Below are 18,306 nucleotides of genomic sequence, written 5' to 3'. Positions count from 1 at the left end.
GCGGCTAAGCTAAGCCTTTTCGCAGGCACAATAAAAATGGCCGGACAAATTGCCCGGCCATTTAATTTGGTAATTTCTAATTGGGAATTAACCCGCAATCAAACCCATGCTTTCCAATTTCAGGATCACCTGATGGGCGCAATTGTCGACGTCCACGTTTTCGGTTTCCACGGACAGCTCTGGATTAACAGGCACGTCGTAAGGGTCAGAAATCCCTGTGAATTCCTTGATCTTGCCTTCGCGCGCCAGTTTATACAGGCCTTTGCGATCACGGCGTTCGCATTCTTCGATGGATGTCGCGACGTGCACTTCGATAAAGGCACCAAAGGCTTCGACGTCTTCACGCACAGCGCGACGGGTCGTGGCATAAGGCGCGATTGGCGCACAGATGGCGATACCACCGTTTTTGGTGATCTCAGACGCGACATAGCCGATGCGGCGGATGTTCAGATCGCGGTGCTCTTTGCTAAAGCCCAGCTCGGAGGATAGGTTTTTACGAACGATATCCCCATCCAGCAACGTCACAGGGCGACCGCCCATTTCCATCAGTTTAACCATCAACGCATTGGCGATGGTGGATTTGCCAGAGCCAGAGAAACCCGTAAAGAACACGGTGAACCCTTGCTTGGACCGCGGCGGCTTGGTGCGGCGCAGCTCTTTGACAACTTCGGGGAAGCTGAACCATTCTGGAATTTCCAGACCTTCGGCCAGACGGCGACGCAATTCGGTGCCGGAAATGTTCAGGATGGTGACGTTGTCGCGATCTGCGATTTCGTCATTTGGTTCGTATTGGGCGCGTTCCTGAACGTAAACCATGTGTTTGAAATCAACCATTTCACAGCCGATTTCGGATTGGTTGGCACGGTACAGTTCCTGCGCGTCATAAGGACCGTAGAAATCTTCTCCGGCAGAGTTTTTACCGGGGCCAGCGTGATCGCGACCAACGATAAAGTGGGTGCAGCCATGGTTTGCGCGGATCAGACCGTGCCAAACGGCTTCGCGTGGGCCTGCCATGCGCATGGCCAGGTTCAGCAGCGACATGGATGTGGTGGATGCTGGGTATTTGTCCAGCACCGCTTCGTAGCAGCGCACGCGGGTAAAGTGGTCAACGTCGCCGGGTTTGGTCAGGCCAACAACCGGGTGGATCAACAGGTTGGCTTGGGCTTCTTTGGCGGCGCGGAATGTCAGTTCCTGATGCGCGCGGTGCAGCGGGTTACGTGTTTGGAACGCAACGACTTTGCGCCAGCCCATTTTGCGGAAATAGGCGCGCAATTCGTTTGGCGTGTCGCGACGGGCGCGGAAATCATAATGTACGGGCTGTTGGATGCCGGTGATCGGACCGCCCAGATAGATTTTGCCAGCTTGGTTATGAAGATAGTTTACGGCAGGGTGGGCGTCGTCATCGGCGCCGAATACTTTTTCAGCTTCCAGCGCTTTGTTTGGCTCCCAACGGTCAGTGACCGTCATAGTGCCCAAAATCACGCCTTCTTGGTCGCGCAGCGCGATGTCTTGGCCCAGCTCCAAAGAGGCGGCAAAATCCTCGGACACATCCAAGTTGATCGGCATTGGCCACAATGTGCCGTCCGCCAGACGCATGTTTTCAACTACGCCGTTGTAATCTTCTTCGGTCAAGAAACCTTTGAGCGGGTTAAACCCACCATTCATCAGCAATTCCAGATCGCAAATCTGACGAGGGGTCAGATCAAGGCTGACTAGATTGCCGGCGTCCACTTTCAATTTCTGGGCGCTTTCATATGAAACATAAAGCTCGGGGATCGGAGCCAGATTGTTTTCCATGGGATGGGTCCTATGTTTGATTGGTGTTAAGCCACTGGCGTTACCGGTTAATTCCGCATGCAGGGCGTCGTATTCCGCAAATTTCCGGGCGAGGAAATCGTCCGTCAATCGTCGTTTTTCAGCGGCCCCACGTGCGGTCAGCGTATAGGCAAAACGCGCGCGTTTATCGGGGCCGTTGCGATCTTTGATATGAACAAGGCCGGTATCTGTGGCTTGTTTGAGCAACGCATTCAAGCGCCCCAAAGAGACACCGATCGCTTCGGCTGTTACCCGCTGGGACGCGTCAGGCGCGATGTCCAGCTGTCGTAACAGGCGGAACAATTGATCCTCCTGTTCGCCCTTCACTTTGGGCGGGGTGATTTTGGCGGGCGACAGGGCCATACTCGGCGACTCACTGGTTTGTTCATGCGTGAACATAGTGACGGTATTTGTTCACGCAAGAACAAACATAGTGAATAGGCGGAAACAGAGTGTTGCTGTGTGTCCCATCGGTAACGTCAAACGAGAATGGGCATATGACGGCGCAGGCGGGATGACCCCGCCCGCGCCGCTGACCCGCCGCAAAGCGGGTCAATCGTTGGTATCAGATTTAGGATTCGCCGGCCAAAAACCGTTCCGCTTCTAGTGCGGCCATGCAGCCCATGCCGGCGCTGGTCACCGCTTGGCGGTATTTATGGTCGGTCAGATCGCCAGCAGCGAAAATGCCGGGCACGGATGTGGCGGTGCTGTCGGGTTGGGTCACGACATAGCCGCCCATATGGGTTTCCAGCGTGTCTTTGACCAATTCATTTGCGGGCGCATGGCCGATTGCGATGAACACACCTTTGCAGGGCAGGTCGGTGATTTCGCCGGTTTTGGTGTGTTTCACTTTCACCCCTTCGACGCCCAGCGGGTTTTCAGTACCGTAAATCTCTTCGATTTCGTGGAACCACAGGGTTTCGATTTTCTCGTTTTTCATCAACCGATCTTCGAGGATTTTCTCGCTGCGCAATTCATCACGGCGATGCACCAGCGTCACCTTGGAGGCAAAGTTGGTCAGGAACAGCGCTTCTTCGACGGCGGTGTTGCCGCCACCAACCACGACGATTTCCATGCCACGATAGAAAAATCCGTCACAAGTGGCACAGGCAGACACGCCAAAGCCTTTGAATTTTTCCTCTGATGGCAGGCCCAGCCATTTGGCGCGCGCGCCTGTGGCCAGAATAACCGCGTCGGCTGTGTAGGTCGTGCCGCTGTCACCTTTGGCGACAAAGGGACGTTTGGACATGTCCAGATCGGTGATGATGTCGCCGATGATTTCGGTCCCCATTGCACGGGCATGGGTTTCCATATTGACCATCAAATCCGGACCTTGAATTTCGGAATGTCCGGGCCAGTTTTCGACTTCGGTGGTTGTGGTCAGCTGGCCGCCCGGTTCGATCCCCTGGACCAAAATCGGCGACAGCATCGCGCGGCTGGCATAAACGCCAGCCGTATATCCGGCAGGCCCAGAGCCGATGATCAAAACTTTGGTGTGGCGTGTATCAGACATGACTTCAGTTCCCCAGCGATCTGTGTTCCCCGCCATATAAGCGTCCAGCGGCCGGGTTGAAACCCCCGAGCGTTTTCGGATAGTCACTGCGTCCTGACCGTTGGTTTTATAATGATATTGCGCAATCGCGAAATATTATTGCGCAACGGTCGTGTCTCGCATAGTGTTCGCAAAAATCTCAGGAGTTTTACATGCCCGGCACCCGGCTCGATGACATTGATCGAATGATTCTGACTGAGCTCCAGGCGGATGGTCGAATGACAAACGTTGAATTGGCCAAGCGGGTAGGGATTTCTGCGCCTCCATGTCTGCGTCGTGTGCGCACCCTAGAAGAGCAAGGGTTTATTCGCGGATATCATGCTGATGTTGATCCGCGCGAACTGGGATTTGAGGTGCAGGTTTTTGCGATGGTCGGGCTTGTCAGCCAAGCAGAGGTTGATCTGAGCGCGTTTGAAGACCGTTGTCAGGATTGGCCGCTGGTGCGCGAATGTCATATGTTGAACGGAGAGGTGGATTTTGTTCTGAAATGTGTGGCCCCGGATTTGCGGACTTTCCAGACCTTTTTGACCGAAAAACTGACCGCCGCAGACAATGTCGCAAGCGTGAAAACATCACTGGTGATCCGCGGTGCAAAAGACCAGCCCGGTGTGCCATTTGAAGTGTTAGAAGAACGATTGGCCCGCGAAGCCTAATTGGTCGCAGGCCATGTGTTAGGCGACCACCCCAGACAATTCATTCAACATGTCCAGATCCGATTTGCGCAACCGCGGGTAACGCAGCGCACCAAAATCAGAAAATTGCTGAACATGTGGGAACAGTGACATGTAAAGCGTCAGCATATCACCGCGCAGCCCCAATTCATGCAGGGTTCCGGGATGCTGTGTTTCGACTTCAACGCCATTGGCCACAACGCGGTGTTGATGGGCAAAGCCCAGATGGAACACCTGAACCGGGCTGGGCGGAGCCAGTTCGATCACATTATTCCCGTCGATATAATCGCGGGCAGGGATATACGCACCGTCAGTGCGCGACAAAACCTGAGCGTTATGGCTGCCGTTGAACAGGCGCGCCTTTGGGCCAAGGATTAGGTCAAACATCGGTCGTGCAATGCCCAGACTGTCGGCGGACACGCGGATCAGCGTACCCATGTCAGGTGATTGGCCGACAGCGCCGGGGATAATGGTCATCCCGCCACGCCAAATCAGCGGCTGAAACCCGGCATCAACCGTTTGGATTTCATCACCGGGCAGGATGTCTTCGATGGCCATTTGACCATGATTGGTTTGAAACAATGTCCCACGCGCAAAGGCGGCAAAGCTTTCTTCGAAGGCAGCAGTGGCAGGTGCAATGCGGGAAAATTCGGCGATATCGCCGTTGTTGGCCAGATGGGCGACTTCGTATTTCCGCATGAGAGGCTTTATGCGAGGAAGTCGCCCTTCTGTCCGAGCGAACCGATCCCGAGGGACCGAAGGTAATTTCTGTGTTGCCGCACCATGTGCAGCATTGGGGGTCATAGACATGTTTACACCAACACTGTTGGTCACATCATCTGCCGGCCCCCACCGACAACATCTGACTGACGTTTAATTTCCCTGAATGTGACGAATTCGGGGTCGACCTGTCAAAATTCAGGGCCAAAAACACGGTTAACGCGATCAATATCTAAATCTAGGTTGGAATTGTTGCGAAGTCGTAAACGAAACTGCCACATTCTGATTCTGATCAGGGTTTTATTGCACCGTAGAAACGCAAAAAGCCGCGCAAATTTGCGCGGCCTTTCACGGGGGAAAAATGTGGTGGTGTTAGCCGTTGGCCGTTTTTCGTGCCGGGGCAGGTGCTGTGTTTCGGCGTGCGATCATCGCTTGGCGCGGCAAACCACGTTCCCATGGCAGGCGGGTTGTGTCTTTGGCTGCCTCAGCTTTGATGCCTTCGATCCAACGGGTTTTGATTTTCATTCTGCTCGCTCCTTGGTTCTGGTGCCGGTTGATGACGGTCAACGCGGCGTTGGGATTAATATGGCGGTGCAAAGCGGCGCTATTTGGGCGTTGTGAAAAGTTTTTCTAAAATTTTCCCGATGAAATGTGACGCAAGCAGATGACCGCAACGACCGTCGCGATGCCCTTGTTTTGCAGGAATTGTTGATCAGTTGGGATCAAAGAGCGGGTATTGTTTCTGGAATTGTGACCAATCAAGGGCTGTGGATTGCCCCAAATCCGCCCAGATCACAGCCGGATCGTAGCGATCAATCGACCGTAATCGGCCTCTTTCTGATGCACACAGCGACGATAGCTAAAGAAACGGTCGGGATCGCTATAGGTGCAGTGGCGGGTCCATTCAGCCTGCCCGACACCCGCCTCGCGCAGGCAATGAAGCCCAAAAGCAGGCAGATCAAACTGCATCCGGTCGCCCTGACCCCCGGCAAAGAACCGCACATAGGTCGGATCTTCGATCATGAAATCATCCATAAAGTCAGGCCCCACTTCGTAGGCGCGCTGGGAAATGGTTGGGCCGATGACCGCGCAAATGTTGCCGCGTTTCGCGCCTAGGTTTTCCATGGCGGCGATGGTGTTTTGCAAAACACCCGCCAACGCGCCCTTTGATCCCGCATGGGCCGCGCCGATTACGCCGGCCTCTGGGTCGGAAAACAGCACGGGCTGGCAATCAGCGGTCAGTACGCTGAGCACGATACCGGGCTGATTGGTCACCATCCCGTCGGCTTTGGGCGCTTCAGGTGAGGGGGTCGTAACGGTCACAACATCGGCGGAATGGATCTGATGCATTCGTGCCAATTGGCTGGGGTCGGCCTGCATGGCCTCTGCGACGCGGGTCCGGTTCATGGTCACGGCTTCGGCCTGATCGGAACTGCCTATGCCGCAGTTCAAACCCTTGAAAACGCCAGAGGATGCGCCACCAAGGCGGGTGAAAAACCCATGACGAACAGGGGTCAAAAGCTCAGAGGTGATGATTTCCAGGGTCATGTCTCAAGTCCGGGCGGTGGGGTGGCAGCGGTCGGGAAAATTCCGATGACCTTAAAAAGGTGGCCCATTTGTTCGGGATGCGTCAAGCGGTGATGCGCGGCGATATGGTTTTCTAAGGCCTGCCCCGACAGCGGGGTGGCCAGTGTTTTGGCGCGCTCGGTGATGCCGAGCCGTTCCAGAAACACGCCCTGCGGGGTGACACGTGTAAACGCGGCCGGGGATGCATGTTGGGCGATCGCTTCGAAATCGACGTGACTGGTGAGGTCGGCGTCACCGGGATGGTGCAGGGGATCGATGGTTTGATGGTCCTGTAGGGCCTGCAACGTGTCGCCCAATGAATGCCAATCACCATAATCGATGATCAGGGCCGCACCGCCAAAGGTTTCTATTCGTGTGCTGATCTGGCGCATGATGCCGGGCAGGGCGGGGCAGGTTTCCACCAGATCGCCATCCTGTGTGTCGTCCAGTCGATGGGCCAGATCGCTGAGCGGGGCGGCGCCGCTAAGACCAAAGGTCAGAACGTTTTGTTCAGCGCCGATCACCCGTTCGCGCCAGCCTGCGCCGTCACGGACAAATTGCCGGATCGGCAGGGCGTCAAAGAATTCGTTGGCCACCAGAAACAGCGGCAATTGGGGCAATGTGTCGATGTTGTCATGCCAAGTGGCGTTTGGGATCAGCTTGGATTGGCTGGCGCGCAGGGTCGGCGATGCCTCAACCAGATGGACCTGAACGGCGTCGCTAAATCCCGGCACTTTGGCTGTGGTGCGTAAAATATCGGCCATCAACGTGCCGCGACCGGGGCCAAGTTCGGCTAGAACAAACGGGCTGGGCTGGCCTTGGTCGATCCAGCTTTGTGCCAGACAAAGCCCGATCAATTCCCCAAACATCTGGCTAATTTCCGGCGCGGTGATGAAATCGCCCGCACGGCCCAGCGGATCGCGGGTGGTGTAATAGCCGTGTTCAGGATGCAGCAGGCAGGTCGTCATATAATCCGACACCGGCATGGGCCCGGTGGTTGCGATCTGACGCAGCAGGATATCACGCAGTGCGGTCATGTGGTGGTTGGGGCTTTCTTGTGGGCATAGATGATCAGGGCCACGCCAATGACGACCATCGGCAGGGACAGGGTTTGGCCCATGGTCACACCAAATCCATTGATATGATAGGCCAGCCCCAGCGGGTTGCCTTCGGATATAAATTGCGCGTCAGGCTGGCGGACAAATTCCACCAGAAACCGGCTGATCCCATAAAAGGCAAAGAACGTGCCCGTGGCACGCCAAGGGGTTTTCAACCAGCCGCGCCGAAACGCCATGACCAGCAAAAAGGCACCAAGGATCAAACCTTCTAGGGTGGCCTCATAGAGTTGTGATGGATGGCGGGCGCAGGCCCCGACCACATCCGGGCAGGCCTGGGCCGCCTGGCCGGGGAAAATCACCCCCCAAGGCAAGGTTGTGGCGCGGCCCCATAATTCGGCGTTGATGAAATTGGCAATCCGGCCCAGCAGCAAGCCAACCGGCGCGGTCATGGCCAGAATATCTGCCATTTGCCCCACAGGTGCTGCGTATTTGCGCGCGGTCAGCCAAACAGCAACGATTACCCCGACAAATCCGCCATGAAAGGACATGCCGCCTTCCCAGATTTTCAGCGCCGACAAGGGATCGGTGCGAAACTGGCCTTCGCCGTAAAACAGCACATAGCCAATGCGCCCACCCAGAATGACGCCAATGATGATCCACGTTAGCAAATCTTCGACCTGTTCGCGGTTCAAGGGCGCTGTGTTATTTGGCCAAAGCGCGGGGCGTTTGATCGCCGCCAACGCAATGCGCCAGCCGATCAGGATGCCAATGATATAAGCCAGCGCATACCAGCGCAGCGCCATTTCAAACCCAAACAAATGGATCGAAAAGATTTCGGGTGAAAGATTTGGAAATGGGATACCGGTCATGGGGTTTTTCTGGGCAAGGGGGGGCAGGAAGTCAACCAAGTCACGGGGGGCCAAGGCGGGCATTTGCGCCCAGACCCAGACAGTGACTTGAGATTGCCGGATCGGCGGCCCATATAGGGACAAACCCGATCGGAGGCTGAGATGCAGACCAAAGGTAAAATTTTTGACGACCTGTCCCAATTGATGACCAACGCCATGGGCGTGGCGCAAGGGGCCAAAGACGAAGCGGAAACAGCCGTGAAATCCGTGATGGATCGTTGGCTGGCGGATCGTGATTTTGTCACACGCGAAGAATTCGACGCTGTGCGCGCGATGGCTCAAAAGGCGCGCGAAGAAAACGAAGCGCTAAAAGCGCGGTTGGATGCGCTAGAAGCCAAAGATTGATCGCTGGCAAGCAGGCTGAATCAGAGGGTACGGCTTTGAACAAATCAAAGCCTTGGTTTTTGATGACCTGCAATTTGAAATTAGAAAGCCCTCACAAATCGAATTGTGAGGGCTTTTGATTTAGCGTTGCTTACGGCGCGCGATCCCAAACAATCCGATCCCAGCAGCAAGCATCGGCAATGCAGGTGGCAGCGGAACAGCAGGCAATCCCGGATCTGCCAAACGAGTTACGACAATTGTTGAATCGATAAATGCACTGCTGCCAGAACCGGCCGCGATTTCAATTCCGGTGACACCCAAAAAATCAGTCGCGCCAATGGCCAAGCCGGGCATGACGGTCTGAAAGCCGCCGATGTCAAATCTGAGCAAGCTCAAATGAGATGCATCGGAATAGAGCTCGATACTCGTGAAATCAAACGGGGCAGGGTCCGTACCATCGCGGATCAGAGACGCTTCTGCGGTCAGCGATGAATCATATCCGATCAACCCGAATCCGCTGCCCCCGATCACATTGATATCCGTTATGGATTGGGTGGAAGTATCAAACAGAAAACTCCCCCCCAAAGACCCGGCACTAGAAAACACACCGCTTACATCAAATTCCAGAATTGCAGCTTTTGCTGTTCCGGATACCAAAGTGCCGACTGATAAAACCGCCGCCAGTAATAGATTTTTCATCCCAAACCCTTTGAATATTGTAATTATTTGCTCTGTAACGCAGGCCAAGCAGGTCTATCTGACCGCGATGTGTCAATGTTTATGTTAAGGATTTTGCCATTTGAAAATGATCCTGAATGCGCGTTTTCATAACAATTCGGTCAATTTCAATGTTTACGATGGTTAAAATTTCCAAAATGAAAAACCGCTAGGTTTCCCAGACGCGCACATGTCCCAGTTTTTCCAGATCTTGATGGACATAGGATGCGATGATTCTATCGATGGACCTGCGCGCAATCAGTTTGTGATCCTCAGCGACGCCCAAAGACCCGACCAGTTTCCAATGCCCATACATTACGCAGACAAAGAGATAGCTGATCTCTGCACAATCTTCGAGGCTGAGATCGGGATATTGCATTTTGATCTCTAGTTGCAAAACCTGACCCAACAGCGTGTATTGCGCCCTAAGATTTGCACGAATCCGGGTTTATCCAGCGGCAAATGCCATGGCTGCATCATAGCTTTGGTCGTCACGTGGCTTGGGCACGTCGTCCACCAGATCAAAATAGAAATCAAAAATGAATTGTAGCCGTTTGGGGCCTTTTAGGGTGTCCACGCCGCTGACCAAAGCCATGCGATAGGCTTGCGCCAGCTTCGCACATTAAATCTTCGGGTTCGTCGAAGTAATATTTGATTAATTGGCGCGACAGGTCACAGGAATCCGCAACCTGCCCATAAGATGGAAATGGGGGCCCCTGACGTTGCAAAAGATCGACCACACCTTCGACGATCTGCGATTTTTGAGCTTTGCGGTTATCCATTTTCCGCCCCTTTTCCACTGATGCATGATGGAGCGAAGTTTATTTCTGTCGCAACCTTTAGTTTTTGAGGAGCGTAACTGTCAGACTTTAAATGAAAAATGGGTTGGCAATTGGGGCGTTATACACCCCAATTGTTATTCAGTGTGTTTAAAATTTGGAAAGATAGGCCACCAGAATATCGCGGGCTGCATATAAATCTGTGGTATCGATCATTTCCGTCACAGTATGGATATAACGTGTGCCCACGGTGATGCCGATGGCGCGCGCACCGGCTGCGGCCTGTTGGGCAGCGGCGCCGTCTTGGCCCCCGGTGGCCAGAATGGTGCGTTGAAATGGGATGTCCTTTTCGCGGGCCAAGGCGTCAAATTCGCGGACCAATTCTTTGTCAGCGATAAAGGACCCATCGCGGACATGCAGGCCGAACCCTTTGCCTTGGGTTGTGGTGTAATCTTTTTCGGGAACGCCGGGCGTGTCGCAGGCCAATGTTACGTCAATGCCCAGCCCGATGTCGGGTTTGATCGCATAGGACGCCGTGCGCGCACCGCGCAGGCCGACCTCTTCTTGGGTGGTAAAGGCCACGTGGATTTCTGCGCCCCGGCCTAGTTTACCCAGCCCTTTGATGGCTTCGATCCCCAGCCAACAGGCAATGCGATTGTCCAACGCCTTTGACACAACTTTGTCGCCGATTTCCATAAACGGTTCGTCCATGACTACATAATCCCCGACCTGCACCAGATCAGCCGCCTTTTCCCCCATGCCGATATCAACAAAGAAATCCGTCACGGCGGGCACTTTTTTACGATCCTCGGGGGACGAAATGTGGATCGGTTTGCCGCCCGGATTCATCACGCCGCGATAATCGCCGTTATCGGTGCAGACCAGCACACGCCGCGAAAACAGATTGCGCGGATCAAAACCGCCAACCGGGGTCAGATGCAGATAGCCTTCTTTGCTGATATGGCTGACTAGAAACCCGATTTCATCCATGTGGCACAACAACATAATGCGCGGCGCGTCCGGTTTGTCAGCGTTGCGTTTGCACAAAAGCGACCCCATCGGATCAACGCGCACCTCATCAAACAGCCCGTCAATTTGGGACGTGATCAGATCACGCACGCGGTCTTCGTTGCCGGGTACACCGGGGGTTTCACAAAGCGTTTTTAACAGGTCCAGCGACATCAGGGGGCTCCGATTTGGGGATACATTTGCGGCAGAGTGGACCGGGCTGAACGTGATCGCAAGGGGCAAATCAGAGGGGGGATTTGCCAACTGAAATCAACTTTATCGACATGCCTTATTTAGTGGCTGTGGATCGTTCACCCACAAGAATTATGACTTATCCACAAAAAATAGCTTTACAGGTCGCCTCTTGCACAGCACCATATCTAGTAAGGAGGCTGACTATGTATCGCCTCCCTAGAGCAGGTATCTAGCATTTGGGGTGCTGCCAATTCCCCAATGTTGGAAGACAGGAGGCCGAGATATGGCACTTTCCGAGCAGTTCATTACCAATGATGACGTGCATCCCATTGACCTTGTGGAATATATTGCAGAACACCACGACTGGGAATTCGACCGGATCACCGATGATCAGATCGCCATGGCAGTTGAGGGTCAGTGGCGGACATATTCGATCACGTTGGCTTGGTCGGCCTATGACGAAACGCTGCGATTGATTTGCACGTTCGAAATGGAACCCCCAGAGGACCGGATCCCAGCCCTTTATGAAGCGTTGAATAAGATTAACGATCAATGCTGGGCCGGCGGGTTCACCTATTGGGCCGAACAGAAATTGATGGTCTATCGCTATGGTTTGCTGCTGAATGGCGACCAGGGCGTCAGCCCCGATCAGGTCGACACCATGATCAACGCCGCCGTGACCAGCGCGGAACGCTATTATCCTGCATTGCAATTGGTGACATGGGCCGAACGTCCGGCGAGTGAGGCAATCCAGATCGCCATAGGCGAGGCCTACGGGAGGGCCTAATGTCCCGTTAAACGTCACTCGGTTTTGATGTCTACATCATCATCCGGCCCAACCTAGGAAATCTGCCAATCAAACCTTTGGTCAGCACGCAGCGAGGGGCTGGTTGGTGGCCAAAGTTCTGGTTGCCGTGACTTCCGCAAGAGGCGTTATGAAGATTGCTTTTTCAGATGGGATTTGGAGTCGTTTATACGGCCCCTACGGTAATCGGTCTGTTAATATTCAGCTAAAAGCACTTTGCGAAAAATGGGACGATGCAGCTGCCAAAGAGCTTTTCTGGGAAGAGCTGCATCATCAAGATGATATCTACCCTGCGACCTTTGCGTCTTTGCCCTGGTTGGTTGAACTCAGACATCCTAATGATGAAGCGTTTGAACAAACGTATCTTTTTCTGTCCCACGTTATCCATTGTGCATGTTCCGAGGGTGGCACAGGATGCGACGGAACCGGGCCGAGAGGAAGATATAGAGGTTTATCGACAACAATCGCCGATCATCAGCATGCATGGATACCGAACAGTGAATGGTTAACGATTGACGACAGGCCCATTCTCATCAATCTCGAACAATGGTTTTCCGACAATTGTTTGATGATTGCAGAACGATGCCTCAGCTTGGTTAACTCTGACCCGGTGGTCTCGGCTGATGCAATTGCAGGGTTTGCTTCTGCATGTGGCAGCTCAAGGGTTGCTTGGTCCACGCAAATGTTCGCGAGTGGCGAGGACGAAGGCTTTATCTGTCGGGAACTAGGATCCTATGATGAACGCGATACCTTGGCTGTGGCAAAGCTGTTTGCGCACGTCCACGAAAAGAACCCTGATCTGGCGTCGTTCATGCTGAACTACCCCGGCTGCACCTTTGTTCCGGATGATCCCAAACAAGACGACTTGCTCTGACAACAAAGCGGACCTAGGTCTGGCCAAGACGAAAACGCAGTTAACCAACGCGCCTTCATTGGTCCGGGTGTCGATTGGGGCCAATCTAGGTTCAGAACATGCGATGCGGGGCAGTATTGTCTGGTGCGAATGCTGATAAGAACCTTAAATCGTGCCCCGTTAGCGTTGCGTGTGCACGAAACAACAGGAAAGTGGGGCAGACGTTTCCTTGTCTTGCGTGTTTCTAAGCGGGGCCGTAACACAACAACAGACATGGTATAATCAAATTAGGGTTGTCGCCAACAGACGCCCTTGGATGGCCAGACAGATTTGGGGGGATTTCAGATGCAGATGGATGATGTGGCGCAGCGCGGGCTGGTTCTGTTGGGGTGTGGCAAAATGGGGTCGGCGATGTTGCAAGGCTGGTTGGCCGGTGGATTGCCTGCGTCATCTGTCTGGGTTTTGGACCCCTATCCGTCGGATTGGTTGAAACAGCAAGGGGTCGCGATCAACGTGGATCTGCCTGCCAATCCGGCGATAGTGCTGGTGGCTGTGAAACCGCAAATGATGGGCGACGCATTGCCAGCGTTGCAGGCGCTGGGCAATGGCGACACGTTGTTTGTGTCAGTGGCGGCGGGCACGCCGATCCATGCGTTTGAACAGGCCTTGGGGGAACAGACCCCGATTGTGCGCGCGATGCCAAACACTCCGGCTGCGATTGGCCGCGGGATCACGGCGATTGTGGGCAATGCACATACAAATGCAGCGCAACTGGACCTGGCCGAAGCCCTGCTTCTGGCCGTGGGCCAAGTGGTGCGGCTGGACGGTGAGGATCAGATGGATGCAGTCACCGCCGTTTCCGGGTCCGGCCCGGCCTATGTGTTCCATCTGATCGAAGCGCTGGCCGCCGCAGGGCAGGCCGAAGGATTGCCTGCCGAACTGGCGATGGCCTTGGCCAAGGCCACAGTGGGCGGTGCGGGGCAATTGGCCGAAGATGCCGCTGAGGGGCCGGATCAATTGCGCATCAACGTCACATCCCCCAACGGCACAACCCAAGCCGCGCTTGAGGTGTTGATGGATGGTGAAACCGGGTTTGGCCCGCTGGTTGGTCGCGCTGTCAAAGCGGCGGCTGATCGGTCCAAGGAACTGGCAAATGGCTGAGATTTCGTTTGATGATTTCCTGAAAGTGGACGTGCGTGTGGGCCGGGTTATCCGCGCGGAACCTTTCCCAGAGGCGCGTAAACCCGCAATCAAGATGTGGATTGATTTCGGCGATGAGATCGGCGAACGCAAAACGTCGGCCCAAATCACGGCGCATTACACGCCGGATATGTTGGTGGGAAAACAAGTCATGGCCGTGGTGAATTTTCCACCACGCCAAATCGGGCCGTTCATGTCCGAAGTTCTGGTGTTGGGATTGCCCGACGAAACCGGAGAAATTGTTCTGATTGGCCCGGACCAAGACGTGCCAACAGGGGGGAGATTACATTGATGAAATTGTTGATTACACGGGATTTACCCAACAAGGTCCTGAATGCAGCGCGTGAAAAATTTGACGTGACTTACCGTCAGGAACCCACAGGGTTAACCCCCCAAGAAGCCACATGGGCGCTACAGGATTTTGACGCGGTGCTGCCCACATTAGGGGATGCGTTTTCTGCCCAAGTGTTTGGAAATGCGGATAAAATCCGGTGCAAGGTTCTGGCCAATTTTGGCGTTGGATATAACCATATCGACATTGAAGCCGCGCGCAAAGCAGGCGTCAAAGTCACCAACACCCCAGATGCGGTAACCAATGCCACAGCCGATATCGGCATGACGTTGCTGCTGTCTGTGGCGCGCCGCGCAGGCGAAGGCGAACGGATCGTGCGGGCCGGGCAATGGCATGGCTGGGCGCCAACCCAGATGTTGGGCACCCATGTGACCGGCAAAACGGTTGGGATCGTGGGCATGGGCCGTATCGGACAGGCCGTGGCGCGGCGTTGTCATTATGGCTTTGACATGCCAGTGCTGTTTTATAACCGGTCGAAAAAGCATTCCAATGTGCCGGCGAAACAGGTGAAAACCCTGACGGATCTGATGGCGCAATCCGATTTTGTGGTTGTGACTGTTCCGGGCGGTGCGCAAACCCATCATCTGATCGATGCACAGGCGATTGCCGCGATGAAATCGACCGGGTTCCTGATCAATATTGCGCGCGGCGATGTCATCGACGAAGAGGTGCTGATTGCCGCGTTGCAGACGGGGCAAATCGCCGGGGCTGGTCTGGATGTTTATGCGCAGGAACCGCATGTGCCAGAGGCGCTTCGGGCTTTGGAAAACGCGGTGTTGTTGCCGCATTTGGGAACCGCTGCGATGGATGTCCGCGAAGAGATGGGCATGATGGCGCTGGGCAATGTCATTGCGATGTCCGAAGGGCGCCCTTTGCCTCAGGATTTGGGGTAGGGCATTCCAGTGATGAAATCTGCCAGCCGCGACGGATCAGTTGCGGCCGGTCGCCAATCTGAAATGCCGCCGGCATAGGCTGACATAGCTGTCATTGCCGCCGATCTGGACCTGTGCCCCGTCAGTGACGACGTTTCCTTCGGCGTCCTGTCGGATCACCATGGTGGCCTTTTTCCCGCAATGACAGATCGTGCGCACTTCGCGCATTTCATCGGCCAAGGCCAGTAAGGCGGCCGATCCAGGGAACAATTTGCCCTGAAAATCCACCCGCAGCCCATAACACATCACCGGCACGCCCAGATCGTCCACGGCACGCGCCAATTGCCAAACCTGTTCTTCGGACAGGAACTGCGCCTCGTCGATGAACACACAGGCGCAGGGACCAGAATTGAGGCGCGCTTCGATCTTGGCAAACAGATCTTCGTCTGGGGCAAATGTATCCGCCTTTGCCGCGATCCCGATTCGGCTGGCGATTTGCCCCTGACCGGCCCGATCATCAAACTGGGCGGTCAACAGATAGGTCTGCATACCGCGTTCGATATAGTTATAAGACGCCTGCAGCAAAACGGTCGATTTGCCGGCATTCATGGTCGAAAAATGAAAATATAGTTTTGCCATGCGCGCTTGGTAGCGCTGCCTGCCGGGGCTTTGCAACCCCGACAAACAACTATGCAACCATGATGGGTTCCCGTGAGTGGTCGATCCCAAAAGACCAAGAACAGCGGGTCAGGTTGGGCGTTGCCACTCTCTCCTAAAGCCAGCAAGGAGACAGTGGCAGGATGGGGTGCCCAACCCAACCCTACGGCACCGCGCATGGCGCCGATCACTGGTTACTTGTCCTCGTGAGGACGCTTTACCAATGACAAATGCGCGCCAAGTCATTAATGGGAAAAGCATTCGGGCTTTCCCCGAATAGTTAAGATCGGAATAGGTGGACATATGGCTGGGGTTGGGAATTACCTAAAAAAGCACACTGAGGCGCTGGTTAAGGATGTGGGTGTTGAACCTGCATGTAAATTGACAGGCAAATCCAAAGCGACGTTGGGGCGCTATTATTCTGACGCAGAAGAACATGCAGATCGGTTTATGCCGGTGGATGCTGTTGCCGCGTTGGAAGCTGCGTCATCATATCCGCATGTAACATCTGCACTGGCGGAATTGCGTGGGATTACATTGTCTTATGATGAATCTCCAAAGAATTCGGTTGGCGGCGTCAATTCAGATGTGATCGCATTATCGCAGCGTTTTGCGATGTTGATGGGTGAGTATAATCAATCCATCGAAGACGGGATCATCACTGTAAACGAAGCCAAACGCCTGCTGCGCGAAACGCTTGAATTGCAGAAAGTGTTGTTGGACATGAAGATGCATCTGGAAGAAGAAACCGTCTGACGTCAGCGTTTTAGGGGGGCCGAATCTGATGTACCCAAAGGTGCGCCAGAACAAGGTTAACCTTATAACCCAACAACTTTCGGTTTCACGTTTTGTAATGGAAGCCAAATGGAACTGACCTTGGGGCAACGTTCCCAAAGTAGATTTGCGCAAAAATAACCGTCGGTTTAGGTCCATCAAACGCGGCGGTTATAGCGCAAAATGGGTACGATGCTGGCTGAGTTAATCCGCTCCTCAACTCGCCGGATTGGATCACCCCACTGAAGGGGACCAAAGACACATTTCCCAAGACCGATTAAGCCGCGCGAAACGGTGACATAAACGTCAAGATAGCAGAGCTTTAGGCGCGCTGCACAATCACGGACCCCACGGAATATCCCGCGCCAAAGGAACAGATTAACCCCGTGTCGCCGGGCGATAAATCTGCTGAATGTTTGGCAAACGCGATGATTGATCCGGCGGATGACGTGTTGGCGTAATCTTGCAAAATGTTGGGTTGCTCATTGGGGGCAGGGGCGCGGCCCAACACTTTTTTACCGATGTAATCGTTCATGGTTTTGTTGGCCTGATGTAGCCAAAGCCGTTTTAGATCGTCCGGTTGCACCTGTTCGGCGCACATATGGTCGCTGATATGGCGGCTGACCATGGGCAGAACTTCTTTGAACACTTTTCGCCCGTTCTGCATAAACTGCATATCGCGGCGGTCGTCCATCTGATCATGGGTGCGCCGCAAAAAACCGTTATTGTTGCGAATGTTGTTGCTGAACTGAGTGGCCAGCCGGGTGGATTTTATTTTGAAATGATCGCCAGCCAGCGCTTCGTCACGTTCAATCAACACAGCCGTCGCCACGTCGCCAAAAATGAAATGGCAATCGCGATCCCGCCATTCCAGATGCGCCGAACAAATTTCGGGGCAGACAACCAATGCCGCCCGAATGGAGCCTGATTTGATCATGTCTGTGGCCGTCTGAATGCCAAAAGTCGCGCTGGAACAGGCCACATTCATGTCAAATGCGAACCCGGAAGTTCCCAGAAGTGACTGTATTTCCACAGCAATTGCCGGATAGGCCCGTTCGTGATTGGACGCGGCACAAATCACCGCATCCACATCCAAAGGCGTTTTGCCGGCCTGTTTCAACGCCTGATTTGCGGCATCCACCGCCATTTCTGCCATGATCGACGGCGCGTCATCTGAGCGAGAAGGCAGTTTTGGAAACATCCGATCGGGATCCAGTATGCCAGATTTGTCCATGACATATCGGTTCTCGATCCCCGAGGCCGCATAGATAAAGTCAGCCGAGGAATGGGCGATTTCCGACACGGTTCCGGCTGCAATTTCGTCTTTGTTTGCGGTGTTTTGTTTGTCCGCAAACGCGTTAAAGGCAACCACCAATTCGTCATTTGTGATCATTTCGGTTGGGGTAAACACCCCGGTTCCGGTTATGGCTGCTTGGTACATCACGGTTCCCCTGTCACGGTCTGATGACCGTGCCGCGCC

At 54.3% G+C, this 18,306-nt stretch carries 21 protein-coding genes; 8 read left to right on the top strand and 13 right to left on the bottom strand.

What is annotated here, in order from left to right:
* Positions 1-87: 87 nt before the first annotated feature.
* Both AB1F12_RS12405 and trxB read right to left on the bottom strand, forming a co-directional pair.
* Positions 88-2,178 (bottom strand): bifunctional sulfate adenylyltransferase/adenylylsulfate kinase, encoded by a 2,091-nt coding sequence (locus tag AB1F12_RS12405; RefSeq protein ID WP_368184686.1) that lies wholly within the window; start codon positions 2,176-2,178, stop codon positions 88-90.
* 208 nt (positions 2,179-2,386) lie between these two features.
* Positions 2,387-3,328, bottom strand: a complete 942-nt coding sequence (gene trxB, locus AB1F12_RS12400) for a thioredoxin-disulfide reductase (RefSeq protein ID WP_368184685.1) — start codon at positions 3,326-3,328, stop codon at positions 2,387-2,389.
* A 191-nt stretch (positions 3,329-3,519) separates the two neighbouring features.
* Between trxB and AB1F12_RS12395 the strand changes: the two genes are divergently transcribed.
* Entirely contained in the window at positions 3,520-4,020 is a 501-nt protein-coding gene (locus AB1F12_RS12395) for an Lrp/AsnC family transcriptional regulator (protein ID WP_368184684.1), read from the top strand.
* 18 nt (positions 4,021-4,038) lie between these two features.
* Here AB1F12_RS12395 and AB1F12_RS12390 read toward each other — a convergent pair whose 3' ends face one another.
* From AB1F12_RS12390 to lgt, 5 genes are all read right to left on the bottom strand, one after another.
* On the bottom strand, positions 4,039-4,737 hold the full coding sequence (locus AB1F12_RS12390) for a Hint domain-containing protein (protein ID WP_368184683.1): 699 nt from the start codon (positions 4,735-4,737) through the stop codon (positions 4,039-4,041).
* A gap of 393 nt (positions 4,738-5,130) precedes the next feature.
* The gene (locus tag AB1F12_RS12385) at positions 5,131-5,283 is read right to left on the bottom strand and encodes a hypothetical protein (protein WP_368184682.1); all 153 of its coding nucleotides are present in this window, start codon (positions 5,281-5,283) and stop codon (positions 5,131-5,133) included.
* 267 nt (positions 5,284-5,550) lie between these two features.
* Positions 5,551-6,306: a peptidoglycan editing factor PgeF gene (gene pgeF / locus AB1F12_RS12380; RefSeq protein ID WP_368184681.1), complete on the bottom strand. Its 756-nt coding sequence runs from the start codon at positions 6,304-6,306 to the stop codon at positions 5,551-5,553.
* Positions 6,303-7,361 (bottom strand): class I SAM-dependent methyltransferase, encoded by a 1,059-nt coding sequence (locus AB1F12_RS12375; protein ID WP_368184680.1) that lies wholly within the window; start codon positions 7,359-7,361, stop codon positions 6,303-6,305. The genes pgeF and AB1F12_RS12375 overlap by 4 nt, the downstream gene beginning before the upstream one ends.
* On the bottom strand, positions 7,358-8,251 hold the full coding sequence (lgt, locus tag AB1F12_RS12370; RefSeq protein WP_368184679.1) for a prolipoprotein diacylglyceryl transferase: 894 nt from the start codon (positions 8,249-8,251) through the stop codon (positions 7,358-7,360). The genes AB1F12_RS12375 and lgt overlap by 4 nt, the downstream gene beginning before the upstream one ends.
* Before the next feature lie 141 nt (positions 8,252-8,392).
* On the opposite strand from lgt, the gene AB1F12_RS12365 reads away from it, so the two are divergent.
* A complete protein-coding gene (locus AB1F12_RS12365) occupies positions 8,393-8,635 on the top strand; it encodes an accessory factor UbiK family protein (RefSeq protein WP_368184678.1) in 243 nt (80 codons plus the stop codon).
* Positions 8,636-8,755: 120 nt separating this feature from the next.
* Here the strand turns inward: AB1F12_RS12365 and AB1F12_RS12360 are convergent, their stop codons facing one another.
* The 4 genes from AB1F12_RS12360 to AB1F12_RS12345 form a co-directional block, all read right to left on the bottom strand.
* Positions 8,756-9,313 (bottom strand): hypothetical protein, encoded by a 558-nt coding sequence (locus tag AB1F12_RS12360; RefSeq protein ID WP_368184677.1) that lies wholly within the window; start codon positions 9,311-9,313, stop codon positions 8,756-8,758.
* Positions 9,314-9,500: 187 nt separating this feature from the next.
* Positions 9,501-9,710 (bottom strand): hypothetical protein, encoded by a 210-nt coding sequence (locus tag AB1F12_RS12355; RefSeq protein ID WP_368184676.1) that lies wholly within the window; start codon positions 9,708-9,710, stop codon positions 9,501-9,503.
* 69 nt (positions 9,711-9,779) lie between these two features.
* Positions 9,780-9,926, bottom strand: a complete 147-nt coding sequence (locus AB1F12_RS12350; RefSeq protein ID WP_368184675.1) for a hypothetical protein — start codon at positions 9,924-9,926, stop codon at positions 9,780-9,782.
* Positions 9,927-10,260: 334 nt separating this feature from the next.
* Entirely contained in the window at positions 10,261-11,292 is a 1,032-nt protein-coding gene (locus AB1F12_RS12345; protein ID WP_368184674.1) for a M42 family metallopeptidase, read from the bottom strand.
* Between the two features lie 304 nt (positions 11,293-11,596).
* Between AB1F12_RS12345 and AB1F12_RS12340 the strand changes: the two genes are divergently transcribed.
* The 5 genes from AB1F12_RS12340 (at position 11,597) to AB1F12_RS12320 (ending at position 15,416) form a co-directional block, all read left to right on the top strand.
* Complete coding sequence (locus tag AB1F12_RS12340) at positions 11,597-12,100, top strand: YbjN domain-containing protein (protein ID WP_368184673.1); 504 nt, start codon at positions 11,597-11,599, stop codon at positions 12,098-12,100.
* 106 nt (positions 12,101-12,206) lie between these two features.
* On the top strand, positions 12,207-12,992 hold the full coding sequence (locus AB1F12_RS12335; protein WP_368184672.1) for a hypothetical protein: 786 nt from the start codon (positions 12,207-12,209) through the stop codon (positions 12,990-12,992).
* 324 nt (positions 12,993-13,316) lie between these two features.
* A complete protein-coding gene (gene proC / locus AB1F12_RS12330) occupies positions 13,317-14,132 on the top strand; it encodes a pyrroline-5-carboxylate reductase (protein ID WP_368184671.1) in 816 nt (271 codons plus the stop codon).
* Positions 14,125-14,463: a tRNA-binding protein gene (locus tag AB1F12_RS12325; protein WP_368184670.1), complete on the top strand. Its 339-nt coding sequence runs from the start codon at positions 14,125-14,127 to the stop codon at positions 14,461-14,463. The genes proC and AB1F12_RS12325 overlap by 8 nt, the downstream gene beginning before the upstream one ends.
* Positions 14,463-15,416 (top strand): 2-hydroxyacid dehydrogenase, encoded by a 954-nt coding sequence (locus tag AB1F12_RS12320; protein WP_368184669.1) that lies wholly within the window; start codon positions 14,463-14,465, stop codon positions 15,414-15,416. The genes AB1F12_RS12325 and AB1F12_RS12320 overlap by 1 nt, the downstream gene beginning before the upstream one ends.
* Positions 15,417-15,452: 36 nt before the next feature.
* Here AB1F12_RS12320 and AB1F12_RS12315 read toward each other — a convergent pair whose 3' ends face one another.
* Positions 15,453-16,034 carry a thymidine kinase gene (locus AB1F12_RS12315; RefSeq protein WP_368184668.1) on the bottom strand — a complete coding sequence of 194 codons (582 nt, stop codon included), beginning with the start codon at positions 16,032-16,034 and terminating at the stop codon, positions 15,453-15,455.
* Positions 16,035-16,355: 321 nt separating this feature from the next.
* On the opposite strand from AB1F12_RS12315, the gene AB1F12_RS12310 reads away from it, so the two are divergent.
* Complete coding sequence (locus AB1F12_RS12310; RefSeq protein ID WP_368184667.1) at positions 16,356-16,808, top strand: hypothetical protein; 453 nt, start codon at positions 16,356-16,358, stop codon at positions 16,806-16,808.
* A gap of 340 nt (positions 16,809-17,148) precedes the next feature.
* On the opposite strand, the gene AB1F12_RS12305 is transcribed toward AB1F12_RS12310, so the two are convergent.
* Positions 17,149-18,267: a beta-ketoacyl-ACP synthase III gene (locus tag AB1F12_RS12305; RefSeq protein ID WP_368184666.1), complete on the bottom strand. Its 1,119-nt coding sequence runs from the start codon at positions 18,265-18,267 to the stop codon at positions 17,149-17,151.
* Positions 18,268-18,306 lie beyond the last annotated feature (39 nt).

This window comes from Aestuariibius sp. HNIBRBA575 (genome assembly GCF_040932005.1).
Lineage (GTDB): Bacteria > Pseudomonadota > Alphaproteobacteria > Rhodobacterales > Rhodobacteraceae > CANLNM01.
This window is presented reverse-complemented; position numbering and strand designations above follow the sequence as displayed.

Bases quoted from the DNA above. Each gene is read 5' to 3' on its own strand.
- AB1F12_RS12350 (WP_368184675.1), bottom strand. From the start codon at position 9,926: ATGGCTTTGGTCAGCGGCGTGGACACCCTAAAAGGCCCCAAACGGCTA.
- AB1F12_RS12390 (WP_368184683.1), bottom strand. From the start codon at position 4,737: ATGCGGAAATACGAAGTCGCCCATCTGGCCAACAACGGCGATATCGCC.
- AB1F12_RS12375 (WP_368184680.1), bottom strand. From the start codon at position 7,361: ATGACCGCACTGCGTGATATCCTGCTGCGTCAGATCGCAACCACCGGG.
- proC (WP_368184671.1), top strand. From the start codon at position 13,317: ATGCAGATGGATGATGTGGCGCAGCGCGGGCTGGTTCTGTTGGGGTGT.
- AB1F12_RS12385 (WP_368184682.1), bottom strand. From the start codon at position 5,283: ATGAAAATCAAAACCCGTTGGATCGAAGGCATCAAAGCTGAGGCAGCC.
- trxB (WP_368184685.1), bottom strand. From the start codon at position 3,328: ATGTCTGATACACGCCACACCAAAGTTTTGATCATCGGCTCTGGGCCT.
- AB1F12_RS12340 (WP_368184673.1), top strand. From the start codon at position 11,597: ATGGCACTTTCCGAGCAGTTCATTACCAATGATGACGTGCATCCCATT.
- AB1F12_RS12405 (WP_368184686.1), bottom strand. From the start codon at position 2,178: ATGGCCCTGTCGCCCGCCAAAATCACCCCGCCCAAAGTGAAGGGCGAA.
- lgt (WP_368184679.1), bottom strand. From the start codon at position 8,251: ATGACCGGTATCCCATTTCCAAATCTTTCACCCGAAATCTTTTCGATC.
- AB1F12_RS12355 (WP_368184676.1), bottom strand. From the start codon at position 9,710: ATGCAATATCCCGATCTCAGCCTCGAAGATTGTGCAGAGATCAGCTAT.
- AB1F12_RS12310 (WP_368184667.1), top strand. From the start codon at position 16,356: ATGGCTGGGGTTGGGAATTACCTAAAAAAGCACACTGAGGCGCTGGTT.
- AB1F12_RS12360 (WP_368184677.1), bottom strand. From the start codon at position 9,313: ATGAAAAATCTATTACTGGCGGCGGTTTTATCAGTCGGCACTTTGGTA.
- AB1F12_RS12365 (WP_368184678.1), top strand. From the start codon at position 8,393: ATGCAGACCAAAGGTAAAATTTTTGACGACCTGTCCCAATTGATGACC.
- AB1F12_RS12305 (WP_368184666.1), bottom strand. From the start codon at position 18,267: ATGTACCAAGCAGCCATAACCGGAACCGGGGTGTTTACCCCAACCGAA.
- AB1F12_RS12325 (WP_368184670.1), top strand. From the start codon at position 14,125: ATGGCTGAGATTTCGTTTGATGATTTCCTGAAAGTGGACGTGCGTGTG.
- AB1F12_RS12315 (WP_368184668.1), bottom strand. From the start codon at position 16,034: ATGGCAAAACTATATTTTCATTTTTCGACCATGAATGCCGGCAAATCG.
- pgeF (WP_368184681.1), bottom strand. From the start codon at position 6,306: ATGACCCTGGAAATCATCACCTCTGAGCTTTTGACCCCTGTTCGTCAT.
- AB1F12_RS12320 (WP_368184669.1), top strand. From the start codon at position 14,463: ATGAAATTGTTGATTACACGGGATTTACCCAACAAGGTCCTGAATGCA.
- AB1F12_RS12395 (WP_368184684.1), top strand. From the start codon at position 3,520: ATGCCCGGCACCCGGCTCGATGACATTGATCGAATGATTCTGACTGAG.
- AB1F12_RS12345 (WP_368184674.1), bottom strand. From the start codon at position 11,292: ATGTCGCTGGACCTGTTAAAAACGCTTTGTGAAACCCCCGGTGTACCC.